Consider the following 22,620-nt stretch of genomic DNA (forward strand, 5'->3'; position numbering starts at 1 on the left):
GACTTTATTTATTGAAGAAATGTTTTCACTATCAGCCTTAACAATCACTATTAAAATGTGCTCCGATGTTCTGTCTCCGCCTGTATGCGGCTTGGGCGACGGCGAGGCTGCATTCGAGCAGGTTGCGGTTTTCGTATTCGGACGCGGTGTGCGGTTCGGCTTGGTTTTGCTTCCAAAGCCGCAGTTGGGCGATGGCGCGGCGCAGGCCGGTATCGTTGCGGAGGATACCGAGATGGTGTTGGTTGAAGGCTTGCAGGACGGGGCGGCTGAATGTGTTTTGGAGGTCGTCTGAAAAGATGCCTGCTTCGGCGGAGGGGTTTTCAGACGACCTTTGGGGCAGTGCGGTTTGGAACGCTTGTCCGTCTGCGATGGTTTGGGCGGCAAGCCTGGCGGTAACGACGCATTCGAGCAGGGAGTTGCTGGCGAGGCGGTTGGCTCCGTGCAGCCCTGTGCAGGCGGTTTCGCCTAAGGCGTAGAGCTGTGGCAGGGAAGTTCTGCCGCAGGGGTCGGTTTGGATGCCGCCGCAGGTGTAGTGTTGCACTGGACGGACGGGGATGGCTTGGCGCGTGATATCCAAACCGCATTGGGATAAACAGTGTCGATGGATGGACGGGAAATGCTGACGGACGAACTCTGCGGGTTGATGGCTGATGTCGAGCGAGACGAAGTCTTGCGTTTGCTTGGCGATTTCGGCGGCGATGGCGCGGGCAACGATGTCGCGCGGCGCGAGTTCGGCGCGGCGGTCGTAATGCGGCATAAACCGTTCGCCCGACTGGTTGGTCAGGATACCGCCTTCGCCGCGCACGGCTTCGGAAATTAGGAAGGTGCGACCGTTTTCGGACGGCCTTGCCAAACCTGTGGGGTGGAATTGGATAAATTCGAGGTTTTCGACTGCGCAGCCTGCGCGTATCGCCATGGCGATGGCGTCGCCCGTGCATTCGGGCGGCGTGGTGGTGGCGGCGTAAATCTGCCCCAAGCCGCCGCCTGCGAGTACGGTATGGCGGGCGCGGATGCGGTAGGTTTCTTGCGTTCGACAGTCGAGGATGGTCAGCCCGCACGCCGAGCCTGATTCGGTTTGGATGTCCAACGCCATCTGCCGCTCGCAAACGCGGATGTTCGGGCGGCGGCGTATTTGGGCAATCAGGCTCTGCATGACGGCTTCGCCCGTGTAGTCGGCGACGTGGGCGATTCGGCGGCAGGTATGCCCGCCTTCGCGCGTCAGGTGCAAGCCGTCAGGATTCCGGTCGAACGCCACACCCTGCGCCAGCAGCCATTCGATTGCCGGTTTGCCCTGCGACAGGATGGTGCGGACGGCGGCTTCGTCGCACAAACCCGCGCCCGCTTCCAAGGTATCGGCAACGTGTTTTTCGATGTCGTCCTCTCCCGACCACGCTGCCGCAATCCCGCCTTGCGCATGACGGCTTGCGGTGTCGTCCAGCCGGTTTTTGCACAAAATGACGATGCGGAACGATTCAGGCAGCGACAGGGCGAGCGCCAGTGCCGCCAGCCCGTTTCCGGCAATCAATACGTCGCAATCGGTTTGCATGGTGTTGTCCTTGTTTGAGGGGTCGTCTGAAACGGTATAGTGGATTAATCAATGCCCCGACATATGCGACATGGTATTGAGCAGCACCACGCCCAGCAAAATCAAACCGATGCTGACAATCCCAATGAAATCAGCTTTCTCACCGAAAAACACCACGCTGACTAAAGCCGTTAAAACCAGTCCCACGCCTGCCCAAATGGCGTATGCTGTAGCCAGCGGCATGGTTTTCAGTGTCATAGACAAGGCCCAAAAACACACCGAAAAGCTGACTACCACGCCAATAGAAGGCCACAGTTTGCTAAACCCGCCACTCAGTTTGAGCATGGAAGAACCGCAGACTTCGCTTAAAATTGCTACAGTCAGAAAGAGCCAGTGCATTTGCATGTTTTTACCTGATAAATGAAAGAAAGTATAATTATATCAATGCAATAAAATAAAAAACAGTCTTGTTTTTAAAGATTTTTTGTGCGCAAACCCGGTCTTGGGAAAGCAGGCGGGCGGTATTTTCAGGCTGCACCCATTACGAACGGCAAATCAGGCGGGTCCCATGCCGTTGAACACATCCCCGCGCTTGAGTCCTGCCGCGAAGTCGAGCATGCACTGCAAAGGCAGTTTGGCGGCTTCGCCCAGCTTTCTGTCCAACAGGATTTCGTTGTGTCCGCTTGTCAGGGCGTATTTGATGCCGCCCAGCGAATTCATTGCCATCCACGGGCAGAACGCGCAGCTTTTGCAGCTTCCGCCGTTGCCCGCCGTCGGTGCGGCGATAAATTCTTTGTCGGGCGCCTGTTTTTGCATTTCGTGCAGGATGCCCAAGTCGGTCGCCACGATGAATTTTTTTTCGGGACGAGATACGGCGGCTTTGAGCAGTTTGCTGGTCGAGCCGACCACGTCGCCCAGTTCGATGACGCTTTGCGGCGATTCGGGATGAACCAGCACCACCGCGTCGGGATGCTCCGCCTTCAACGCCGCCAGCTCCTGCCCTTTGAATTCGTTGTGGACGATGCACGAACCCTGCCACAACAGCATATCCGCGCCCGTTTCGCGGCGGATGTAGTCGCCGAGGTGGCGGTCGGGTCCCCAAATCAGTTTCTCGCCGCGCGATTTCAAATACGACACGATTTCCAACGCCACCGAAGACGTTACCACCCAGTCGGCACGCGCTTTCACGGCGGCGGAAGTGTTGGCGTACACCACCACCGTACGGTCGGGGTGTTGGTCGCAAAACGCTGAAAAAGCTTCTTCGGGACAACCCAAATCCAAAGAACATTCCGCTTCCAAATCAGGCATCAGCACCGTTTTTTCAGGGCAGAGGATTTTCGCGCTCTCGCCCATGAAGCGCACGCCCGCCACCACCAGCGTATTGGCTTCGTGTTCCGCGCCGAAGCGCGCCATCTCCAACGAATCGCCCACGCATCCGCCTGTTTCCAAAGCCAAATCCTGAATCAGCGGATCAACATAATAATGCGCCACCAAGACCGCATTTTTCTCCTTCAGCAAAGCCTTGATTTCGTCTTTCAGACGACCTGCCGTCTCGCGGTCAGGCGTGTCGGCAACCTTCGCCCACGCCTGACGGATTTGGCAGGCGGAAGTCGGCGTTTGGATGAGGGGCATATCGTAGTCGAACGAGCGGCGGGCGGCGGTTTGCATGATGTTTCCTTGTAACTGTTTTTCAGACGGCATGAAGGTTTGCCATCTGTTTTTCAAACTGTTTTATATTATGCTCAAGTTGAGTATAATATGCAAGGTCGTCTGAAAACAGGTTTGAGATACCGCAAAACCGACCCGCTTCGTTCCGACAAACCGCTTTGGTTTACAATAAAGCCTTTCCCACCCACAGAAAGCCGAGCATGGACGCCTACCCCGAAGCCGAAGCCCCGCCGCAAAGCATCGTCGAGCTGGTTCCCGTATTGATTGCCGTCACCGACGGCGGCCTGCGGGTGTTGACCGTCGCCCAAGGCACGCTCCTGCCCAACGGCCCGCTCTCCCCACTGCGCAATTCCCTGCAGGCGGGCGTGAAGCTGTGGGTCGCCAAGCAGACTTCGCAGCCTATGGGCTATGTGGAACAGCTTTACACCTTTGTCGATACCCACCGCCGCAACGAACACGGCATGCCCGTGCTGTACGTCAGCTATCTGGGACTGGTGCGCGAGGCAGCCGACAGCATCCTGCATCCTGACGCGAAATGGCAGGACTGCTACGGCTATTTCCCATGGGAAGACTTGCGCACCGACGGCGGGCAGCGCGATGCCATCGTCAGCCGCCTGCGCATTTGGGCAAACTCGGCGGACACGGAGGAAGTGCGCCAAAAGCGGCTCAAGCGCATTCATTTGTGCTGGGGGGTCGAACCGGAAAACTGGTCGGAAGAATACGTTTTGCAACGCTATGAAATGCTGTATGAAAGCGGCCTGATAGCGGAAGCCGCCGAGCCGCAGGCAAACTTCGACTTCGCGCTCACGGGGCAGCCCATGCGCCACGACCACCGCCGCGTACTGGCGACCGCCCTGTCCCGCCTGCGCGCCAAAATCAAATACCGCCCCGTGATTTTCGAACTGATGCCGCCCGAATTCACGCTGCTGCAACTGCAAAACAGCGTCGAAGCCATCAGCGGCAGATTGCTGCACAAGCAAAACTTCCGCCGCCAGATCCAGCAGCAAAACCTCATCGAGCCGTCGGATACCGGCGTATCGGGCAGCAAAGGCCGTCCCGCGCAGCTTTACCGCTTCCGCGACGACGTCCTGCCCGACAGGCTGATTTCGGATATCGGACTGCCGCTGGGCAGCCGTTAGCCCGTTTTCAGACGACCTCAAATGAAGTTTTGCCCCATCGGTGCAACATCAATCTTTTTCAACAAAGGAAACCCCATGTCGTCTGAAAACACCCTCTTCCCCCTGCCCGACACCCTGTTGCGCCCCGTAGTCGAACAAGCCCTGAGCGAAGACTTGTGCAGGCGCGGCGACATTACGTCCGCCGCCGTCATCGCCCCCGACAAAACCGCCAAACTCTTCCTCGTCAGCCGCGAAGACGGTGTTATCGCCGGCATGGACTTGGCGCGCCTCGCCTTTCAGACGATGGATCCGTCCGTCCGCTTCCAAGCCGAAATCCAAGACGGGCAAGCCGTCCGCGCAGGTCAGACGCTGGCTGCCGTCGAAGGCAACGCCCGCGCCCTGCTTGCCGCCGAACGCACCGCGCTCAACTACCTCACGCACTTGAGCGGCATCGCCACCGCCACCGCGCGTGCCGTCGCCGAGGTCGCCGAATACGGCACAGACATCGTGTGCAGCCGCAAAACCATCCCCCTGCTGCGCGTCCTGCAAAAATACGCCGTCAGGGCGGGCGGCGGCGTGAACCACCGCATGGGCTTGGACGACGCCGTGCTCATCAAAGACAACCACCTCGGCTATTGCGGCAGCATCGCCCAAGCAGTTCGGCAGGCAAAACAGGCGGTCGGACCGTTGACTTGTGTAGAAATCGAAGTGGACACGTTGGCACAACTGGACGAAGCCATCGCAGCGGGCGCAGAACGGATTTTGCTGGACAACATGGACGACGAAACCTTGAAAGAAGCGGCAAACCGCTGCCACACACAAACCGCCCACACACACACCATCTATTGCGAAGCATCGGGCGGCATCGGCTTCGACCGCCTGAAGCGCGTGGCACAAACCGGCGTGGATGGCATCGCCCTCGGCTATCTGACCCACAGCAGCCGTTCGCTGGACATAGGGTTGGATTTCGTGGCTTAAATTTTGAGTTTGCTATAAAGCAAAGGCCGTCTGAAATATAGACGTTTCATTTTCAAACAGCCTTTTTAATTCCAAAGCAGAAGATATAAAAATTATGCAGGTTAGCTTTAACTTTCATATAACATGAAAGAGTAGGGCATAACTAAGCCATCATGTAAAAAGCCGTCTGAAACCCAATGTTCAGACGGCTTTTTACTCCCCAAATGATTAATTGATCATTACCATTTTCCAGTTATCCCAATGCGGATTGTCCTACCAGGTGCAGGCAGATAAGAGCGGCTCATCGGGTCGAGGTAGTAGCGGTTGGTCAGGTTGCTGCCCACAAGCTCGGCAGTCAGGTTCTTGCCGATTTTGTAGCGCAAATAGGCGTCCCATACGGCGACAGGCTGCCAACGCATAGTATCGGTGTCCGCTTGAAGGTTGGAGCCATTGACACGGTTTAGTTGGTCGTAATAAGCCTGCCATATGGTACGGCGGTTTTGATAGACACGGCTGTGGTAATGGAAGCGGATGCCGCTTTCCAGCTTGTTGCGGAAGAAGCGTCCGCCCAAATCAGCATCAATCGACCAGCGCGGTTGAACCATGCTGGCAAGATAGCCGTTGTCAGTCAAGCCGCCGTAATTGCATTCGGGCGCGGGAATAAAGCCGCCACCGCTCAAATAACTCGAATTATCTACACTGGAAACGGCAAAAGATTTGTCGCAAACTTTGTTTTTGAGCGTACGCAATACGCCGACTCCTCCAAAAAACCTGCCGCTGTCGAAGCGTGCCTGTAACTCCACGCCGGTACGGATTTGTTTGTCGAATTGCTCGAATTCAAAATTCTCGTCCCTGTCGATAATGTTTTTGGTTTTGTTGTGGAAGTAGTTGACACGGAAATCCGCGCTTTTCATTTTGGGAAACAGCCCTGTCAAATCATGAATATAGCCAACCTCCCAGTTTTTGGCGTGTTCGGGTTGCCAGCCGTAACCCATGCGGGCAAACGATCCTGCCACATTTGAAAAGCCGTATGTTCCCTCAAATATGCTGGGAAAGCGCAGGGTTTCGGTATAGCGCAGATAGGTGCGGGCATAGTCTGTAAAATTGATGGTCGCGGAGAAAGCTGGCGCCCAGCCGCTGCCGCCCTGTTTGCGGGCGCGCTGCAGTTCGTTAGATGTAATAGGAGACCTATAAAACCTTAGAGTGTCGTAATTAGGTATATATTTTTGAACTACGCGCGGACTGTCAGGATTGCTTGGATCATAAGCAGGATTGACGGCTTGACTATGCAACTCGGGAATGGCAAACCAAGGATGATTGGCAGGATTCAGACGACCTTTGTCGTCTTTCAGCCAATAGTATGTCAGCTTATCCAGCCTTGGTCTGTTGTCGTCATTATGGGGAGTGGGATTTAATATTGCCACCCCTCTTTCATCTATTACGATACTGTCTCTTGCCGCATTGAATTCATCATTGTTGATCGCATTCAGATAATCACGATATTCCTGCTCGGTTGCTACACGGGTAAACCGAAATACCTGACCTCGATTAACTTCTAAGGGATTGTTGTATTTGTCAAATCCGGTTTTCAGCCGCTCGTTGTCGTCCTGTATCTTGAAGTTGGTATAGCGCGCTCCTGCCGTCAGAGTCAGCCAGCTCATCGGCTGGTAGCGGAAATTGAAACCAAAATTCCATTCTCTGCGCCTACCGTTCCTCGGCTCGCCGAATCTTGTCAGTTCGGTATTGGTAGCCAATTGTGATGCCTCTATTTCTTCCCTGTATTTATCCAAACCATCATGACTTAATTCTTCTGAAAACTCATTACGGGATCTCAATTTTTCATTTTGGAAATCTCCCATTAAGGTCAGCGTCAGCTTATCGTGCAATTTCATACGGTTGGAAAAGTTGAAACCGTTGCGGGTATTGTTGGCATAGTAGGCATTACCCTCTATGGTATTGAAGCGTCCGTTGGTGTTTGGAAGCTGTTCGACACCATCCGTCCTGTCTTCATACATGGCATCACCGGGCGAACCGCCTGCGGTATTGGTTTTGGATTTGGTACGGGTCGTCCACAATGACGCATCGAAATCTATCCAACGGTTGCCTTCGGGCTTCCATGAATAATCGATATTGTAGGAACGCTGTTTGACCCATGCCCTCGGCCATTCGGCAATTTTATTCAGATTATCCGGCGTACTGAATAGCGGACCAATGACGCGGGAGGGCATGATTTCACCAAAAATGGAGTCTGTATGACGCAGTCCGAATTTCAAGGTTTGGCGGTTGGGCAAGCGGAAGGTAGTTTTGCCTAGCCATGATTTATTTTCCAGCGAAGTATTGGTTACTTCGCCGCCCGGATGGTAGGAAAGCCCAATTCTCGCAATATCAGGTGCGCCCAACATTGCCTCGCTTCCGTAGAATTTTTCGCCTCTTGCAGCGGCATCTGCAATCTGTCTGTTTAATTCATTGACCGTCTCCATTGTTCAAGGGCCGATATAGCCGTAGCGCTCCGCCCCTTTTTTACCGGAAAAATAATTGCCTTTACTGCGGTAGGCATAGGCGAGCATGGCATCGAAATTGTCCTGCTTGGTGGCGGCGGCAATACGGTAGGCTTTATCCTCACCAAATTTATTGCGTCCGCTAAAACGTTGGCTGACTCGGTCGGTATCGTCCAACATTGCCCGCCAAATACCGCCGAGTGCGACGGTAGGATCATCCAATGTCCGATAATCGACTGATTTTTCATAGATATTGGCACGTTGTTTGATGGAATTATTGGCAGCCTCCGCCTTCACTTCAAAGCCGTATTTCTGCCCTTCGGGGACAATATCGTCGGCATCGATGGTTTTCAGGGCGACGGAGCCGCCTATGCCGCTTTTCATATCACGGCTGAACGATGGGCCTTTTTCGATGGAAACGCTGCTGATGATGTTGGGGTCGACGTAGTTGCGGTTGTTTGCGCCTGCGTAGCCGCGCCAGACGGTAATCGCCTGCTCCGTGCCGTCGATGGTAACGGGAATCCGTCCCTGTCACTGTACGCCGCGTATATTGGGATCCAGCGCGCTGCTGTACACGCCGAACATACCGCTCAAAAGGTCGGATACGGTGTTGCCTTTGAAGGTCTCAACTTCGTTTTTGCCTTTGTAAAGATTGACGATTTCTCGGGTATAAACCCGGTTTTTACCGATTTTGTCTTTATTGCGTGTGCCTTTGACCGTGATGGTATCGAGAATAACTGTCGAATTGTCTGCAGCATAAACGGCAGGGACGAAACCAATGGCGGCGATACAGGCGGAGAGGGTGGTGACTTTAATCGGTTGCATAGAATGTATCCATATAACTTGATTGGTAAGGCCATCTGAATGAGACAGATCGAATAGATGCGATTACACTCTGACTAAAATAATACAAATAAGTTTGATTATTATTTATGATTTTGTGAAATTCTAACTAATTTTTAATAATATAGAAATGTTTTTTGAGTTTGAGGTAAATAGAAGGGTGAGGGATAAGTGGAACAAATAAAAGCCTGTTTGAAAATTTCAGACAGGCTTGGATTCAGATTTCAAATGCAACATTCGGGTACCAGTGGTTGGAACAGATTCAAGAATAAAACACTTGGCGTTCCGTGGCTAAATGTTTTTTCGGCGATGCGCCTTTCGATCTTTGTCGATTATCTTGATGAAGGTGGCGGTAAACGGTGCTGTGATGGAATGTCATCTGGTGGTGTTTGTACAGGTAGGCGTAACGAATACATATGCTCTGTTCCTTTGTAGAGAGAGCGGAAATCACCGTATGCGGCGTGAATTAGATGAAGTTAATACGCCTGCCTTGGGCAAGTATTTGTCTGACTTTCACGTTTTATTCCGCCTGCGGCAGTTTGGCGGGAAACTCGGTTTCAGTGGAGACCTCCGAAGCAGCCCGCACCCAGGTATTTTGGATTGACTAACGCGAGCTATCTGCCAAATACTTTCCGCCAGGCATTCGGATTGATTTTAAACTTGGCTTTGAACTGCAAACGTAGGTTTGCCGCGCTGCCGAAGCCGCTTTGTTCGGCGATGCGTTCTATCGGCAAATCCGTATTTTCCAACAAATCCTGTACCTGCCATAGCCGCTCTGTTGTGAGCCACTCACCGAAATTCATGCCTGTGGCTTGAGAAAAATGGCGGATAAAGGTTCGGCGGGAAACAGCTAATTTTTTTGCCAAATCGTCCAAGCGGTATGGGGTCGCAAGGTTTTGGCGCAGTTCGTCCAATAAGTGATTGATTTTGTCATCGGCGGTACGACGTTCGACAGGTCGGTGGATAAACTGTGCCTGCCCGCCTTCGCGGTGTGGTGCCGCAACCAAGGTACGGGCAAGGTCGTTGGCAACGGTTGCACCGTGGATTTTGCGGATGAGGTACAGGCAGCAATCCAGCCCGCCCGCCGCACCTGCCGATGTTAAAAAGTTGCCGTCTTCCGCATATAGGCGGTTGGTATCCAGATGAATTTTAGGGAAACGGCGGACAAAGTCGTCTTCGGCAAGCCAGTGGGTGGCGGCGGTTCTGCCGTCTAAAAGTCCTGTGTAGGCAAGGGCGTAAGTGCCGTAACATAGGGCGGTGATATGCGCACCACGTTGTACCGCTTTCTGTAAATGCGCGCTCAACTCGGGTGTCGGGGCTTCTTCAATATTGCGCCAGCCTGCGATGACGATGATGTCGGCTTCTTCCGTCAAATCCAAGCCGCCGTGTACGGGAATGCTTGCGCCCAGTGCCGTGATGACGTCTTTGCTGTCATCGGAACAGATTTTCATGTCAAAGAGCGGATAGTCCCGATAGGTCGTCTGAAAAACAGAAAAGGGAATGTTGAAGACAAAATCATTCATGCCCGATTGAGCATATAGCACGATTTTGGGAACAGTTTGATTTTGGAGAAACTCGTTACGCTCGTTTTCAGACGACATTTTGGCACTATTCTTACGTTTATTGGCAATATTGCCCATTTTAGCCGATGCGTCTGCTGTTTAAAATACGCTCCATGATTTTTTAAGGAGCAATATCATGAAATTAAATCAATTTATTCTTTCAGTTGTTTTAAGTGCAACTGCCTTTTCTGCTTGGGCAGACGATTCATACCAACATATCCGTAACGCTACCGCCAAAGTCGAATATGCGGGGCAGACGTTTTTGATTGACCCGTTTTTCGCCCCCAAGCATTCCATGAACGGCTTTGCCGGCACGTTCAATAACCAAGCCAAAATGCCGCTGGTCGGGCTACCGATGAGCGTGAATAAAATTTTGGACGGTGTGGATGCAGTTATCGTTACCCATACTCACGAAGACCATTGGGACGAAACCGCCGCACATTCCATTCCGAAAAACCTGCCCGTATATGTGCAGCACCAAGCCGACGCGGCAAAAATCCGCAGCCAAGGCTTTACTGATGTACGCGTGTTGAACGGCAGCACTGTATTCAACGGTGTAACCATCAGCAAAACCGGCGGTGTACATGGTACAGAAGCCATGTATGCCAACCCGCAGCTAGCCGAAATCTTAGGCGATGCAATGGGTGTGGTATTCCAAAGCAGCGGACACAAAACCGCTTATATTATGGGTGATACTGTGTGGACGGCAGATGTAAACAAAGCATTGAACCGCTACAAACCCGATTATCTGATTATGAACACGGGCTACGCGCTGATTTCAGGCATTTCAGACGGCATTATTATGGGGACGGCTGATGTATTAAAAGCCAGCCAAGTCATGCCTAAAGCCAAAATCATCACCGTACACATGGATACCGTGAATCATACCGCTGTCAGCCGCGCCGATATGCGTAAATTTATACGCGGTCAAGGCATTGAAAGCCGTGTGAACGTTCCGGAAGACGGAGAAATCGTGAAGCTGGATTGATAAACGGCTTATTACCCTAAAGCAGCCTGCACCTTGCTTTTCAAAGTGCAGGCTGCTTTTCGGATTTCAGACGGCCTTTAAAAGCAGTCTGCACAGGGTTTTCAGATAGCCTGAAAACTGCGTTTATGGCTTAACGGCCGCATCGCTGCCGTATCAGTCAATCATGGGCAGGTTAGAGCAGGCAGGCGTAGTCAGACGAATACATATGCTCCGCACCTTTGTTAGTGCTGTCTTGCAGTTCCCAAACTTGCAAAAACTGCCTATTTGTTTTATAAATGCAAACCATTATTATTCAAATGATAAGGTTATGTAATGAAAAAGAAAGCGATTGTCTGTGTAGTAGGGGCGGTTTTTTCCGGACAGTTATATGCGGCTCAGATGCCGGTGGCTCAGGCAGAAATAGAGCCTGTGGTGGTTACGGCCGACCGCAATGCGCAAACCTTGGATAAAGCCGCGCCGAATGTGTCGGTTGTCGGACGCAAAACCTTGAATCAAGCCTCGGCGCAGAATCTGGACGATATCGTGATGTATGAATCCGGCGTCAGCGTGCCGTCTGACAATAACCGTCGCGGTCATGCGGGTATCAATATTCGAGGCATAGACGGCAACCGCATCCTGATGATGGTGGACGGCGTGCGCATTCCCGAATCCTACGCGGGCGGCGGCTCCAACGGCGCGATTTCGGGACGCGATATGGTCGAAAGCGACACGCTCAAGCAGGTCGATATTGTCAAAGGTCCTTATTCCGCGCTGTACGGCAGCGATGCACTCGGCGGTGTGGTGAATATGGTGACGCTTTCTCCGAGTGATTTCGTCGATAAGGGCAAACGCGGTTATTTTGGGCTGAAATACGGCTACCGTAGCCGCGACCGCAGCCACGGCGTGACGGCAACAGCCGCCGGTTTCCATGAAAACGCCGAAGGTCTGCTGATGCTGACGCGCCGCCAAGGCCACGAAACGGAAAACATGGGCGGCGACAAAAGCTACTCGACTTCGCGCACCGCCACCAACCCTCAGAAAAACAATGCCTACAATATCTTGGCGAAAGGCAATATCGGCAACGAACGCCACCGCTTTGAAACTTTGTACGAACAGTATTACCACGCCAACGATACCGTATTGGCAAACGGCTTGGGTTCGCAATCGCGCGGGCCGGTAACGGTGACGACTTCGGAAAGCAACGCCCGCGACCGCATCCGCCGCCAACGCATTGAAGCGGGCTACCGCTACACCGGCGAGGGTCGTCTGAAAGAAGCGAACCTGACCGCCTATCAGCAAAAACTGCGCACGGAAGACGATGCTGTCGATGCGAGCATTACGCGTATGGGCGCGCGCCAATTAGGTAACTCGACCCGTTATTCCGACTACGGTTTCAATCAGACCATACGTGGGCTGAACGAACGTAGCGTGTGGGAATTTGATGGCGCGGTCAAACAAACCGTCGTTGCCGGAGCTGAATACAAACATACCGAGACCGCCCGTCCGCGCGACAGCCTGACCGTGGACAACCTGACCGGCGCCGTCAGCAAAGTCTATGCGGGCAGCACCTATCCGAACAAAACCTTTCCCGACAGCAAACGCAAAACCCTCAGCCTGTACGCGCAAGACAGCCTGACCTTCGGCAACGGCATCGTCCTGACCCCTGCCCTGCGTTACGAAAAAGACAAACTGAACACTGAAACCGACCAAGCCTATCTCAATGCCAACCCCGACGGCACGGCAACCCGCTTCAACGATTCCGCGCTTACGCCCAGCCTGCGCCTGAGCGTTCCGATGGGTGAGCAGTTCACCGGTTTCGCCACTTATTCACAAGGCTTCCGCACGCCGCCGTTTGACAGCGCGACCATGGCGTTTGCCAACACGACCTACGGCTATGCCGTCATCCCGAATGCGGATCTCAAATCCGAACGCTCCAACAGCTTCGAATTGGGGATGAAGTTCAAAAACGAACGCGCCCGTGCGCAAGTCACCGCGTTCTACAACCGTTACCGCAACTTCATCAACCGCACCGAAGTCGGCACTGCCACCATAGGCGGTCGCCCGATTATCCAGTACCAATATCAAAATCTGGATAGGGTCAAAACCTACGGTGCCGAAGCCTCCGCCGCCTACAAATTCCTGCCGGGCTGGCAAGTCTCCGGCAGCATCGCTTGGATGCGCGGTGAGCAGCAGGACGGCAAACCGTTGGATTCCGCTTATCCTCTCAACGGTGTTTTGGGTTTGGACTACACGCAGGAAAAATGGGGTGTCGGCACCAAGCTGCGCTGGTCGAAAAAACACAGCCGCGTCAGCAGCGATACTGTTTTCCAAGCGCCGGGTTATGGCGTATGGGATGTCGGCGCGTGGTACAAACCGTTTAAAAACCTCGAAATCGGCGCAAACATCTACAACGTCGGCAACAAAAAATACTGGCAGCACGCAGACGTTGCCGGTATGAGCCGTACCAGTGTGATGGACTTGTACACCGAAACCGGCCGCAATTTCGCCGCAACCGTACAACTGAAGTTCTAATGTGATTCAACCGTTTTCAGACGGCCTGAGAAAATGAGCAGGCCGTCTGAAAGCATTCGATAAGGAAAAATAATGAAACTCAAACTCCTTCTGCTTTCCGCGTTTATTTCGTTGGCCGGCACTGCACACGCGCAACGCATCGTCGTGTTAACCCCCGATACGGCAGACATTGTTGCCGCACTCGGCGCATTGGACGAAATCGTCGGCCGCGATCAGACCGTTCAAAATCCGGCATTGAAAAACAAGCCCAGTATCGGCATTCATCGCCGCCTGACGGTTGAACCGATTGTGGCCGCCAAACCCGACATCGCCATCGGTTCATGGATGGCGCAGCCTGCCGATATTTTTACCCACCTGCAAAAAGCAGGCATTAAAGCCGTCAATGTTGCGCCTGATGACAGCATCGCCGCCTATCCGCAAAGTATCCGCAACATCGGCCGGCTTATCGGTAAAAGCACGCAGGCGGACAAATTGGCCAGTAAGTGGCAGGCGGATATGAAACAGCAGCCTTCCAGCGGCAAACGCTACCTCTTCAGCTACGATGGGCGCATCGTATCGGGCAAGAATACCGCTGCCGACGAAATCATCCGCCGTGCCGGCGGTATCAATGCCGCAGCCGCCATTGACGGTTTCAAACCGATGACGCGTGAGGCATGGATAGCGGCCAAGCCCGACATCATTATCATTGCCGATCACAACACGGCCATGATAGGCAACGTCAAAACCTTTGCCGCACGCCCCGAAATCGCCGGCTCGCCTGCGGCGAAAAACGGCAAGATTTATTTGTGGAAGGCCAATGATATGTTCCGTTACGGGTTGGATACGCCGCAAGTGGTTCAACGTTTGCACGGTTTGGCGAAATAAATACGCCTGCTTCGAAAAGAGGCTGGATTGATGTTTGCTTTTTCAGACGGCCTCTGTTCAAACGCCCCCGCTTATTCCTTCTCTGTGCAGGCTTGTTCTCAAAATGCCGTCTGAAACCGTTATCCGATCCGCTTGAAACGCATTGCGCCATGAAACCGCATACCCTTACCCTCTGCCTGTTGCTTACTGCCGCCGCCGTTTATTTGTGTTGCGGCATCGGCTTTGGCGCGTGGGAATCGCCGTTGGCGATGGATGAAACCGTCCGCCAAATCCGTCTGCCGCGTATCTATACCGCGCTTTTGGTTGGAGCCGGTTTATCCGCTTCGGGGGCGGCATTGCAGGCTTTATTTGAGAACCCGCTGGCCGATCCGAGTTTGATCGGGACGTCGGGCGGTGCAGCTTTGGGCGTGATTGTTTTATTGGCTTTGGGCGGTGGTACGATTGGCGTACCTGCGGCGGCCTTTTTCGGTGCGCTGGGCGTGTGCCTGCTGATTTTGGCAGTGCACAAACTGCTCGGCGGCGGTACTTTGGGATTGCTGGTGTTGGGGTTTGTGTTGAGCGCGTTTTCAGGCGCGGTGGTCAGCATGATTTTGTTTTTATCTGACGATTTAGTATTGCGCAGTGCGACCACATGGCTGTCGGGCAGCCTTGCCGAAGCCGGTTTCTCATCGCCTGTTGCGGCAATCGCGGTCATGTTGCCCGGTTTTCTGATTTTGTTGTCCGCAGGCAGGCGGCTGGACGTTTTGATGACGGGGGAAGACACGGCTTCCAGTATGGGTGTATCAGTTGGGGCATTGCGTGTGCAAACCGTAATCGGCGCGGCATTGATGACAGGGGCGGCGGTATCGCTTTCGGGCATCATCGGTTTTCTCGGCATGATGATCCCCAATGTGCTGGCGCAAACCGTCGGTGGCAGCCGCCGCAAACTGATCGCTCTGTCGGCTTGGTTAGGCGCAGTGTTTTTGATGGTGGTGGACGGCGCGGCGCGCTGGCTGACATACCCTGTCGATCTGCCGGTCGGTATCGTGATTGCCTTATTGGGCGGACCGTTTTTTATGTATTTGTTTATCAAGCCTTTAAAAAGCCGTTGATGCCTTATTAGGCCGTCTGAAACTTCATTGCCCCATATCTTTTGCCATGCACACCTTATTTCAAATCCGTAATCTTTCCGTCTGCGTCCAAGACAAAACCCTGCTTGAAATTGATCAACTGGATATACCTTCGGGCATGACTGTCATTATCGGCCCGAATGGCGCGGGCAAGTCCACTTTACTGCGTGCCTTAATCGGGCAAACGGGGCAGGGGGAAATCACGCTTTTAGGTGAGGCTGTTGCGCCGCAAATCCGCGCGGGCAGGGTGGCATGGGTCGGGCAGCATGGCCGTTACAACATGCCGATGACCGTACGCGAATACATTGCGTTGGCGTCATTCGTACAAAAAGGCCGTCTGAACCATGAATGGGCGGACGAGTTACTCGATTATTTTGATTTGACGGCGTTGGCGGATAAGCGCATCGGCAAGCTCTCAGGTGGCGAGCAACAACGCGCCAACATCATCCGCGCCCTGTTGCAAAATGCGCCGGTCTTGCTTTTGGACGAACCGTGCAACCATCTCGATATCCGCCACCAACACCGCCTGATGCAGTATTTGGTCGGGCATTCAAACCGTGCCTCATCAATGATGGTATTGCACGATTTAAACCTCGCCGCGCATTATGCGGGAAATATTATTTTGATGAATAAGGGAAAAGTAGTTGCATCAGGCAAGGTGGGCGAAGTGATGCGCCCTGACTTACTTGAATCGGTTTATGGTTGGCAGATACGCCGTTGCGAAGATGAAGCGGGGTTTTATTTCAGAAGCTGAACGCCAAAAGGCCGTCTGAAAAACGATAAAGAAAATTTATTTTATCGTTCAAAAATGAAACGAGATGGGAGGATATTCCCGACTTGAAGAACCAAATTTTGCGCATTTCACAAGTAAAATGCCGATTTTCATCAAATAGAAATACATTTAATTATTTATAGAATACAATATTTTAAAATAATACTAATTTTTAATTACGCAAAAATATTGACAAGAAAACGATGATGGTTATTTAATATATAAATCTTGTTAATAATTTTTATTAATCATTATCATGGTACAGCAGCTTGTTTGGACTCCGAAACAATCCGCACCCAAGGCATTTCCTGAACGTCAGGCATTAATGCCCGTTTGGGGCGGTGTTCCAATGCCGCGTCCCCAGTGGCAGAACATTTGGAAGAAAAGGCTTCCCCATGCCACCGATGTGGATGCGCTTGCTTATCTGCATATTCCATTTTGCGCCAACCATTGCGTTTTTTGCGGCTTCTACCGTAATGCGTGGAAGGACAGCCAAAGCAGCGTGTATACCGACAAAATTATCGAAGAAATGGCAGCTGAAGCCGAAGTCCGTACAGGCAAGGGCAAAATCCGAGCCGTTTATTTCGGGGGCGGTACGCCGACCGCGTTGCTTACGGAAGACCTCGTCCGCCTGATTCGTGCCTGCTACCAATATCTGCCGCTTGCCGAAGATTGCGAGTTCACCATCGAAGGGCGCATGAGCCATTTCGATTTGGAAAAAGCACAGGCCTGCATCGAAGCAGGCGCCAACCGCATTTCCATCGGCGTGCAAACCTTCAATACCGCCATCCGCCGCCGTCTCGGCCGCAAACACAGCGGTGACGAAGCGTTTGAATATTTGGCAAAATTGTGCGAACTCGATGCCGTGATTGTGGCCGATTTGATGTTCGGCCTGCCCAATCAAACCGATGACGTTTGGCAAAACGATATCGCCCGCGCCGCCGAGCTGCCCTTGTCCGGTTTGGATACGTACGCGTTCAACCTTTATCCCATGCTCCCCATCAACCGCATGATTGAAAAAGGTGCATTTCCGACACCGCCGGGTTTCGATATTCAGGCAGACCAATATGCCTACACGGTTGAAACACTGCTGGAAAAAGGCTGGGAACAAGTCAGCAACAGCCACTTCGCCTATCCTGGCCGCGGCGAGCGCAACCGCTACAATACCCTGATCAAATCCGACATTCCCTGTTTGGCGTTCGGATCCGGCGCTGGCGGTAACTTCGGCGGTTTCAGCTATCAGGTGCAGGGCGATTTGGAGAGTTATCTTGCCACGCCGAAAGGCGAGAAAAACATCGCATTTATGAGCGGCCATAGTCCAAATAAAGCACTGCTCAGCAAAGTCCAGCACGATATTGAAACAGGCCGTCTGAATCCATTATTGTTTGACGGCAACAAAGCAGCGCAAAAGCTGATTGCCCAATGGCAGGAAATGCAGCTTTTTAAAGAACCTGATTCAGACGGCCTTATCCGTTTGAATACCAGCGGCCGTTATTGGTCGCCCACCCTTATCCGCAAACTCATGCTCACTCTTCCGACTCAAGAAAAGGATCAAACCATGCAAAAACTTTCAGCCGAACAACAAACCATGTTGCGTCAATCATTGGAAAAAAATCCCGGCCAAGTACTGGAAATGCTGGCAGCGCAAAACCAATGCAGTTTTGAAGACGTTATCCGCTGTCTGCCAGAAGAGAACGTGCGCCAAACCGAAGGCAGCCGCATAGTCGAAATCCTCCAAGCCATTGCCGCATGGGATGAATCCGTTACCTTCATCGCCCACACCCCCGATGCCATCGTCGAAGTCAGCGGCAAACTGCCTAACGGCAAAGTCGGCCGCGGTTTCTACAACTTTGACCATCCTGAAACCGATGGCGGCGTACACGGTCATATCTATTACGAAAACTGCGCCTCCATCTACCTTTTGGAACGCCCGTTCATGGGCAAAGCTACTTGCTCGCTCAACTTTATCAACCGCAACGGCGGCGCCATGTTTAAAATTTTTGTCGGCCGCGATGAGGCAGGCGAGTTGAAACAACACCAAATCGAAGCCATGCGCAAATTGTTTGATGCCGCTTAAACGGCTTCAGACGGCCTGATAATCCGTTCCTTGTTGCATAGAGGAGCGGATTTTCTAACAACAAACATCTACCATACAAAGGAACCCCAAACATGCAACTCATCTTCGGAGCCAACGGCCCGTCCGGCCGCGCCTATATCCGCACATTGACTGACTCAGCCGATACCGTCGCCGTATTGAGAAGGCCGTCTGAAGACAGCTTTTTTGCCGCACACAATATTCAAACCGTCGTCGCCGATGCGCTTGATGCCGACGCGCTCGATAAAGCGTTGGCACAATATCGTCCCGATACTGTGATCAGTTTTGTCGGCGGCAAAAACGAAGAGGGCATCCGCAGCGATGCGCTGGGCAATATCAACATCATTGCCGCTACGAAAGCCGCCAATCCGCAAGCTCGCTTTGTACTGATTACCAGCATGGGCTGCGGTGAACAATGGGACATGATGAGCGAGCCGTTCAAACAGGCACTCGGCGAAGCCGTCCGTGCCAAAACAGAAGCTGAAATCTATCTCAAACAAAGCGGTTTGAATTGGACCATCCTGCGCCCCTGCGGCCTTGCTGATGGCGAAGATAATACCTATACCTTGACACAAAATACCCAAGAAATTCCGCAAAAATACATGACGCGCAACGGCTTGGCCGCTGCCGTTGCTGCCATTGTCGGCCAAGCGGACAGCAAGGGCGAAACGTATAGCGTTGGTGCGGCATAAAACGGATTGAGTAGATTGCCCACTTTCTCTTTATTAAAGTTGGAGTAGGTAATTGATTAGCAGCCGATCAAAACAATAAAGGATTTGCTTAGAAAAGGCTGGAGGATATAAATAAAAAGGCCGTATGAAAATTTCAGACGGCCTTTTATGTTTGAATTCTGTAAGTGATTGTACTACTGAGAGAAACAGGAGTTGGCAGGCTAAAATATTAGACTTATGAATTTAACATAATATAAATTATGCGAATTAACGTTTTCGTCTGAAAAAGTGTTTCCGATCTACCCATGGTGGCGGATAACGCCTAACTTTTTCGTTTGGTCGCCATAATACGATTTTGGCTGCGTCCTTGTTATTTTTGGTCAGTCGCGCCGTATCCAGCATTTTGATAAGTGTCAGCGCGTCAATGCCGGTTTGTTCGGCAATGTCTTCAATAAACCTAATCGGCAGGCGAAGACGGTCTCGTCTGTATTGGCTGATTCGGGTCGGCTCTACCTGCCATCGTTGAGCCAAGGCATAATCTGACAGGATGAAAAGTCTGTCTTTGATTTGGTCGATGAGTTCGGATTGTGTTGCCATGATAAGCCCCCTTTCCGGGGCTTATTTTACTTTAATGAGCAAACGCTCTCTATTTGAGCGTTTGCTCCTTATTTTGTAGGTTTATTTCTTCGAGTTTGTCAAGTTCGATAATTTCTATATTTCCTGAATTAACAATGCAGTCTATTCGGTTTTTATTTTCAGGTCTTAGGCATTCGTATCCTTTGATTGCGCCTTCCGAGTATCCATGAATCCAGCTTATTATCAAACAAACAGCGAAAATTAGGATTTTTAATGCCTTTTTGAGCATTATTTGTCCTTTATATCTATTTCGCCGTCGTCGTTTATGTATGCCCTTTTTAAGGCTTCGTTTAACAGCATATGAGCTAGCTCGCTGTCTCTGAGTGGCTCTCTTCCTAGTTGTATCAGTTTTTTATTTGCTGCTACGGCTAGCTGTCTGATTTTTTCTTCCTGATCGTCTTTGATTCTTAGTGCTTTCATTTTTCATATTCCTTAAATCTTTTATGCAATATAAAACAATGTCTTGTGTGTTAACAAGTAATTTGTTGTTGACTTAATGTGTTAACGCGTTAACATAACGGAAATTTGTTAACGCGTTAACGCGTTAATTTAACGTGTTGTAATAGTGCAAAAGTAATTTTAGGGTGTGTAAATGAATGAAGCTGTTATCTATCCCCCCGCTAGTAACACGGGGGGACTGCCGAAAAGCGAAACTTTTGAATATTTCGTAGTTGTCAAAGGACAGCTCAAAGAAGTCCTTTTGAAACGCGGTAAATCGACTGCTGCATTTATTGACACTTTGACAGTTGTCATGCCTGAAAGCGTTTTTGTACGTCCTGATCAACTTGGAACGGAAGAAGAAGTAGCCGCCAATGCTTCAGCGGTTGCTCAAGAAATTTTCGGCTTTGGTTTTTTGAAACAGAATTCGGGCGGCCGTAATGGCTATAAGATGTCCTATCACATGGGGACGGATGTTGAGAACTACGGCTTTTTTGCCATTGGCGGTAAACGTCAAAATGAAACGGTCTGCTTTAACTTGACGGGTGTAGGTTTGACGGCAGTTTTTGATGGTTGGGAAACGCGCCTTTATGAATTTATTAAAAATGATGCTCCTACCGCAAAAATAACCCGCGTTGACTTGGCGCATGATTTTTTGGAAGGTCAGTATAACCCTGAAATGGCTCTTAAAGATTGGGAAAACGGCGGATATACATCAAGACATACAAAGCCGATTGCGGAATGTGTCGGTGGGGACTGGCTTCATTATTTAGGCACCGGAAAAACTCTGTATATCGGCAGTCGTAAAAATTCCAGCCGTTTTGTTCGGGTGTATGAGAAAGGTAAACAGCTTGGCGATTCTGAAAGTCCTTGGGTTCGTGTTGAGCTTGAGCTGCACAATCGGGATATCGTGATTCCTCATGAAATCCTGATAGATGCGGGTCAGTATTTGACGGGCGCATTTCCAGTTTTTGAAAGACTTTTTTCATCTTATGAAGAAGCTCCGGCTAAAGTTGAGCGGGTAAAAAAGCAGCAAGACGTATCGGCAGAACACTGTGTTAAATATGGCGCGATTCAGGTTTCGGGGGTGGTTAATTTGCTTGAGCGTATGGGCCTTGACGCTGATGCGATTGTGGAAGTTTTGAAAGACGGTAAAAAAAAAATGCCCCGTCGTTTGAATCCTGCGGCGTTTGACTGTGCAACGGAAAGTCTGACTTATATTCACGAATGTCATCGCGTCCCGCGTGATGTTTATTCGGTCATTGATATGATGTTCGGCAGTGAACGAAGTGCTATAAGACATAGAACATATGACGAATATTTGAACGAATGTCAAAAACGTCAGATTAATGAACAGTTTGGAAATTTCGGGCGTGATTTTGAGTCGGAAGACGATTATTTAGCCTATATGTGGCGTAAACACCATACGCCGAATTTTAACTTAAGGAAATGAAATGAAAGCAATTTTAAGAAAAGTAACTTGGAATAAAGGTCAGACGGATAACGGTGTGATTTTTGACTATACGCGAGTTTTTATTGAACGCCCTATTTCTGACAGTTCGGCTAACGAATTCGGTTTTGATTTGATTCAGTGTGAATATGGCGAAGAAGCCAAAAAGGTCGAATTGGAACATTTGCGCGGCAAGCTCCCTGTGGAAGTTGAAATTGAACTTATGCCTGAGATTAAAGGCAAAAAGGTTCTTCAGAAAGTTTATTCTATGAAGGTTGCCGGTGGTCAGAATTCGGCTTCGAAAGCATGATTTTTAGGGCTTTCCGTTTGCCTTTTGAAAACGGTACTCACTTTTTAAAAAAAGGAAATTTTATGAAAATCTTGAATTTTAAAAAAGCGGGCGTTGTTGCCCTGTTGGCTACTGGTTCGGCTGCTGCTTCTGCTGAAGGTATTGCCGATATCGGTACGCAGATTGTAACTCAAGTAAATGCTGTTGCTCCTGTTGTAACTTCTGTCGGTGTCGCGTTGCTCGCCGTCTATGTATTGATGAAGGCGTTCCGCCTCGTCGCGTCATTCGTTGGCGGTCGTTAATTGATTGGGGGCTGTATGGGATATCGAGTTGGTTTTCAGTGCTTTGGCAATATCGAAACTGCAAATGACTATGTATTGTCTCAAACAGCCCCCGTTATAACGGCAGACGGAAAGATTATAGCTCCTGAGAAGGTAGGGAAAGAGTGGTTTTTGAATGGCGAAAAAGTGTTGCTTTCGTTTCCTGAATGTTCGGCTGTTAGTCAGTTTGCCGATGGGGCGTTAATCGGTGGGTCTTTTGTCATGATTTTTGTTTTGATGTTTGCATTTAGATTGGCGGCAAAATTTATAAGTGGTATGGGGGTTTCAGATGTTGGTTGATTTTCC

At 51.1% G+C, this 22,620-nt stretch carries 20 protein-coding genes and 1 pseudogene; 14 read left to right on the forward strand and 7 right to left on the reverse strand.

What is annotated here, in order from left to right; genetic code table 11:
• Positions 1–37: 37 nt before the first annotated feature.
• The 3 genes from nadB to nadA all read right to left on the reverse strand — a co-directional run bounded on the left by nadB (position 38) and on the right by nadA (position 3,193).
• Positions 38–1,546 carry an L-aspartate oxidase gene (gene nadB / locus O3660_RS07150; RefSeq protein WP_371464775.1) on the reverse strand — a complete coding sequence of 503 codons (1,509 nt, stop codon included), beginning with the start codon at positions 1,544–1,546 and terminating at the stop codon, positions 38–40.
• A gap of 48 nt (positions 1,547–1,594) precedes the next feature.
• Positions 1,595–1,924, reverse strand: a complete 330-nt coding sequence (locus O3660_RS07155) for a multidrug efflux SMR transporter (RefSeq protein ID WP_065424158.1) — start codon at positions 1,922–1,924, stop codon at positions 1,595–1,597.
• Between the two features lie 156 nt (positions 1,925–2,080).
• Positions 2,081–3,193 (reverse strand): quinolinate synthase NadA, encoded by a 1,113-nt coding sequence (gene nadA, locus O3660_RS07160; protein ID WP_371464776.1) that lies wholly within the window; start codon positions 3,191–3,193, stop codon positions 2,081–2,083.
• 200 nt (positions 3,194–3,393) lie between these two features.
• Between nadA and O3660_RS07165 the strand changes: the two genes are divergently transcribed.
• Complete coding sequence (locus O3660_RS07165) at positions 3,394–4,332, forward strand: membrane protein (protein WP_049227238.1); 939 nt, start codon at positions 3,394–3,396, stop codon at positions 4,330–4,332.
• A gap of 75 nt (positions 4,333–4,407) precedes the next feature.
• Positions 4,408–5,289, forward strand: coding sequence for a carboxylating nicotinate-nucleotide diphosphorylase (gene nadC, locus O3660_RS07170; protein WP_371464777.1), 882 nt, complete (start codon positions 4,408–4,410; stop codon positions 5,287–5,289).
• A 218-nt stretch (positions 5,290–5,507) separates the two neighbouring features.
• Here the strand turns inward: nadC and O3660_RS07175 are convergent.
• Positions 5,508–8,591 (reverse strand): annotated as a pseudogene (locus O3660_RS07175) (TonB-dependent receptor domain-containing protein).
• Between the two features lie 472 nt (positions 8,592–9,063).
• Here O3660_RS07175 and O3660_RS07180 point away from each other — a divergent pair.
• Positions 9,064–9,213: a hypothetical protein gene (locus O3660_RS07180; RefSeq protein ID WP_318250436.1), complete on the forward strand. Its 150-nt coding sequence runs from the start codon at positions 9,064–9,066 to the stop codon at positions 9,211–9,213.
• 10 nt (positions 9,214–9,223) lie between these two features.
• On the opposite strand, the gene O3660_RS07185 is transcribed toward O3660_RS07180, so the two are convergent.
• Positions 9,224–10,210, reverse strand: coding sequence for a helix-turn-helix domain-containing protein (locus O3660_RS07185; protein WP_049351073.1), 987 nt, complete (start codon positions 10,208–10,210; stop codon positions 9,224–9,226).
• A gap of 97 nt (positions 10,211–10,307) precedes the next feature.
• Here O3660_RS07185 and O3660_RS07190 point away from each other — a divergent pair, with 97 nt between their 5' ends.
• From O3660_RS07190 to O3660_RS07220, 7 genes are all read left to right on the forward strand, one after another.
• The gene (locus O3660_RS07190) at positions 10,308–11,159 is read left to right on the forward strand and encodes an MBL fold metallo-hydrolase (protein ID WP_049351021.1); all 852 of its coding nucleotides are present in this window, start codon (positions 10,308–10,310) and stop codon (positions 11,157–11,159) included.
• Positions 11,160–11,471: 312 nt separating this feature from the next.
• The gene (locus O3660_RS07195; protein WP_049351022.1) at positions 11,472–13,670 is read left to right on the forward strand and encodes a TonB-dependent hemoglobin/transferrin/lactoferrin family receptor; all 2,199 of its coding nucleotides are present in this window, start codon (positions 11,472–11,474) and stop codon (positions 13,668–13,670) included.
• A 72-nt stretch (positions 13,671–13,742) separates the two neighbouring features.
• Positions 13,743–14,534: an ABC transporter substrate-binding protein gene (locus O3660_RS07200; RefSeq protein WP_049351023.1), complete on the forward strand. Its 792-nt coding sequence runs from the start codon at positions 13,743–13,745 to the stop codon at positions 14,532–14,534.
• 149 nt (positions 14,535–14,683) lie between these two features.
• Positions 14,684–15,625, forward strand: a complete 942-nt coding sequence (locus O3660_RS07205) for an iron ABC transporter permease (protein ID WP_049329734.1) — start codon at positions 14,684–14,686, stop codon at positions 15,623–15,625.
• A gap of 46 nt (positions 15,626–15,671) precedes the next feature.
• Entirely contained in the window at positions 15,672–16,397 is a 726-nt protein-coding gene (locus tag O3660_RS07210; RefSeq protein ID WP_049351024.1) for an ABC transporter ATP-binding protein, read from the forward strand.
• Positions 16,398–16,671: 274 nt separating this feature from the next.
• The gene (hutW, locus tag O3660_RS07215) at positions 16,672–18,492 is read left to right on the forward strand and encodes a heme anaerobic degradation radical SAM methyltransferase ChuW/HutW (protein ID WP_049351025.1); all 1,821 of its coding nucleotides are present in this window, start codon (positions 16,672–16,674) and stop codon (positions 18,490–18,492) included.
• Positions 18,493–18,584: 92 nt separating this feature from the next.
• Complete coding sequence (locus O3660_RS07220; RefSeq protein ID WP_049351026.1) at positions 18,585–19,202, forward strand: NAD(P)H-binding protein; 618 nt, start codon at positions 18,585–18,587, stop codon at positions 19,200–19,202.
• A 246-nt stretch (positions 19,203–19,448) separates the two neighbouring features.
• Here the strand turns inward: O3660_RS07220 and O3660_RS07225 are convergent, their stop codons facing one another.
• A complete protein-coding gene (locus O3660_RS07225; RefSeq protein WP_371464780.1) occupies positions 19,449–19,778 on the reverse strand; it encodes a hypothetical protein in 330 nt (109 codons plus the stop codon).
• Positions 19,779–20,045: 267 nt separating this feature from the next.
• A complete protein-coding gene (locus O3660_RS07230) occupies positions 20,046–20,237 on the reverse strand; it encodes a hypothetical protein (RefSeq protein ID WP_049227479.1) in 192 nt (63 codons plus the stop codon).
• A gap of 172 nt (positions 20,238–20,409) precedes the next feature.
• Here O3660_RS07230 and O3660_RS07235 point away from each other — a divergent pair, with 172 nt between their 5' ends.
• The 4 genes from O3660_RS07235 (at position 20,410) to O3660_RS07250 (ending at position 22,614) form a co-directional block, all read left to right on the forward strand.
• Positions 20,410–21,708 carry a replication initiation factor domain-containing protein gene (locus O3660_RS07235; protein ID WP_371464782.1) on the forward strand — a complete coding sequence of 433 codons (1,299 nt, stop codon included), beginning with the start codon at positions 20,410–20,412 and terminating at the stop codon, positions 21,706–21,708.
• Position 21,709: 1 nt separating this feature from the next.
• Positions 21,710–22,015 carry a hypothetical protein gene (locus O3660_RS07240; protein WP_371464783.1) on the forward strand — a complete coding sequence of 102 codons (306 nt, stop codon included), beginning with the start codon at positions 21,710–21,712 and terminating at the stop codon, positions 22,013–22,015.
• Positions 22,016–22,077: 62 nt separating this feature from the next.
• Complete coding sequence (locus O3660_RS07245; RefSeq protein WP_371464785.1) at positions 22,078–22,296, forward strand: major capsid protein; 219 nt, start codon at positions 22,078–22,080, stop codon at positions 22,294–22,296.
• A gap of 15 nt (positions 22,297–22,311) precedes the next feature.
• Positions 22,312–22,614, forward strand: coding sequence for a hypothetical protein (locus O3660_RS07250; RefSeq protein ID WP_371464787.1), 303 nt, complete (start codon positions 22,312–22,314; stop codon positions 22,612–22,614).
• Positions 22,615–22,620: the final 6 nt, after the last annotated feature.

Origin of the sequence: Neisseria sp. 27098_8_139 (genome assembly GCF_041433195.1) — a bacterium.
GTDB lineage: Bacteria > Pseudomonadota > Gammaproteobacteria > Burkholderiales > Neisseriaceae > Neisseria > Neisseria subflava.

Bases quoted from the DNA above. Each gene is read 5' to 3' on its own strand.
- nadB (WP_371464775.1), bottom strand. From the start codon at position 1,546: ATGCAAACCGATTGCGACGTATTGATTGCCGGAAACGGGCTGGCGGCA.
- O3660_RS07155 (WP_065424158.1), bottom strand. From the start codon at position 1,924: ATGCACTGGCTCTTTCTGACTGTAGCAATTTTAAGCGAAGTCTGCGGT.
- nadA (WP_371464776.1), bottom strand. From the start codon at position 3,193: ATGCAAACCGCCGCCCGCCGCTCGTTCGACTACGATATGCCCCTCATC.
- O3660_RS07165 (WP_049227238.1), top strand. From the start codon at position 3,394: ATGGACGCCTACCCCGAAGCCGAAGCCCCGCCGCAAAGCATCGTCGAG.
- nadC (WP_371464777.1), top strand. From the start codon at position 4,408: ATGTCGTCTGAAAACACCCTCTTCCCCCTGCCCGACACCCTGTTGCGC.
- O3660_RS07180 (WP_318250436.1), top strand. From the start codon at position 9,064: ATGCGGCGTGAATTAGATGAAGTTAATACGCCTGCCTTGGGCAAGTAT.
- O3660_RS07185 (WP_049351073.1), bottom strand. From the start codon at position 10,210: ATGTCGTCTGAAAACGAGCGTAACGAGTTTCTCCAAAATCAAACTGTT.
- O3660_RS07190 (WP_049351021.1), top strand. From the start codon at position 10,308: ATGAAATTAAATCAATTTATTCTTTCAGTTGTTTTAAGTGCAACTGCC.
- O3660_RS07195 (WP_049351022.1), top strand. From the start codon at position 11,472: ATGAAAAAGAAAGCGATTGTCTGTGTAGTAGGGGCGGTTTTTTCCGGA.
- O3660_RS07200 (WP_049351023.1), top strand. From the start codon at position 13,743: ATGAAACTCAAACTCCTTCTGCTTTCCGCGTTTATTTCGTTGGCCGGC.
- O3660_RS07205 (WP_049329734.1), top strand. From the start codon at position 14,684: ATGAAACCGCATACCCTTACCCTCTGCCTGTTGCTTACTGCCGCCGCC.
- O3660_RS07210 (WP_049351024.1), top strand. From the start codon at position 15,672: ATGCACACCTTATTTCAAATCCGTAATCTTTCCGTCTGCGTCCAAGAC.
- hutW (WP_049351025.1), top strand. From the start codon at position 16,672: ATGGTACAGCAGCTTGTTTGGACTCCGAAACAATCCGCACCCAAGGCA.
- O3660_RS07220 (WP_049351026.1), top strand. From the start codon at position 18,585: ATGCAACTCATCTTCGGAGCCAACGGCCCGTCCGGCCGCGCCTATATC.
- O3660_RS07225 (WP_371464780.1), bottom strand. From the start codon at position 19,778: ATGGCAACACAATCCGAACTCATCGACCAAATCAAAGACAGACTTTTC.
- O3660_RS07230 (WP_049227479.1), bottom strand. From the start codon at position 20,237: ATGAAAGCACTAAGAATCAAAGACGATCAGGAAGAAAAAATCAGACAG.
- O3660_RS07235 (WP_371464782.1), top strand. From the start codon at position 20,410: ATGAATGAAGCTGTTATCTATCCCCCCGCTAGTAACACGGGGGGACTG.
- O3660_RS07240 (WP_371464783.1), top strand. From the start codon at position 21,710: ATGAAAGCAATTTTAAGAAAAGTAACTTGGAATAAAGGTCAGACGGAT.
- O3660_RS07245 (WP_371464785.1), top strand. From the start codon at position 22,078: ATGAAAATCTTGAATTTTAAAAAAGCGGGCGTTGTTGCCCTGTTGGCT.
- O3660_RS07250 (WP_371464787.1), top strand. From the start codon at position 22,312: ATGGGATATCGAGTTGGTTTTCAGTGCTTTGGCAATATCGAAACTGCA.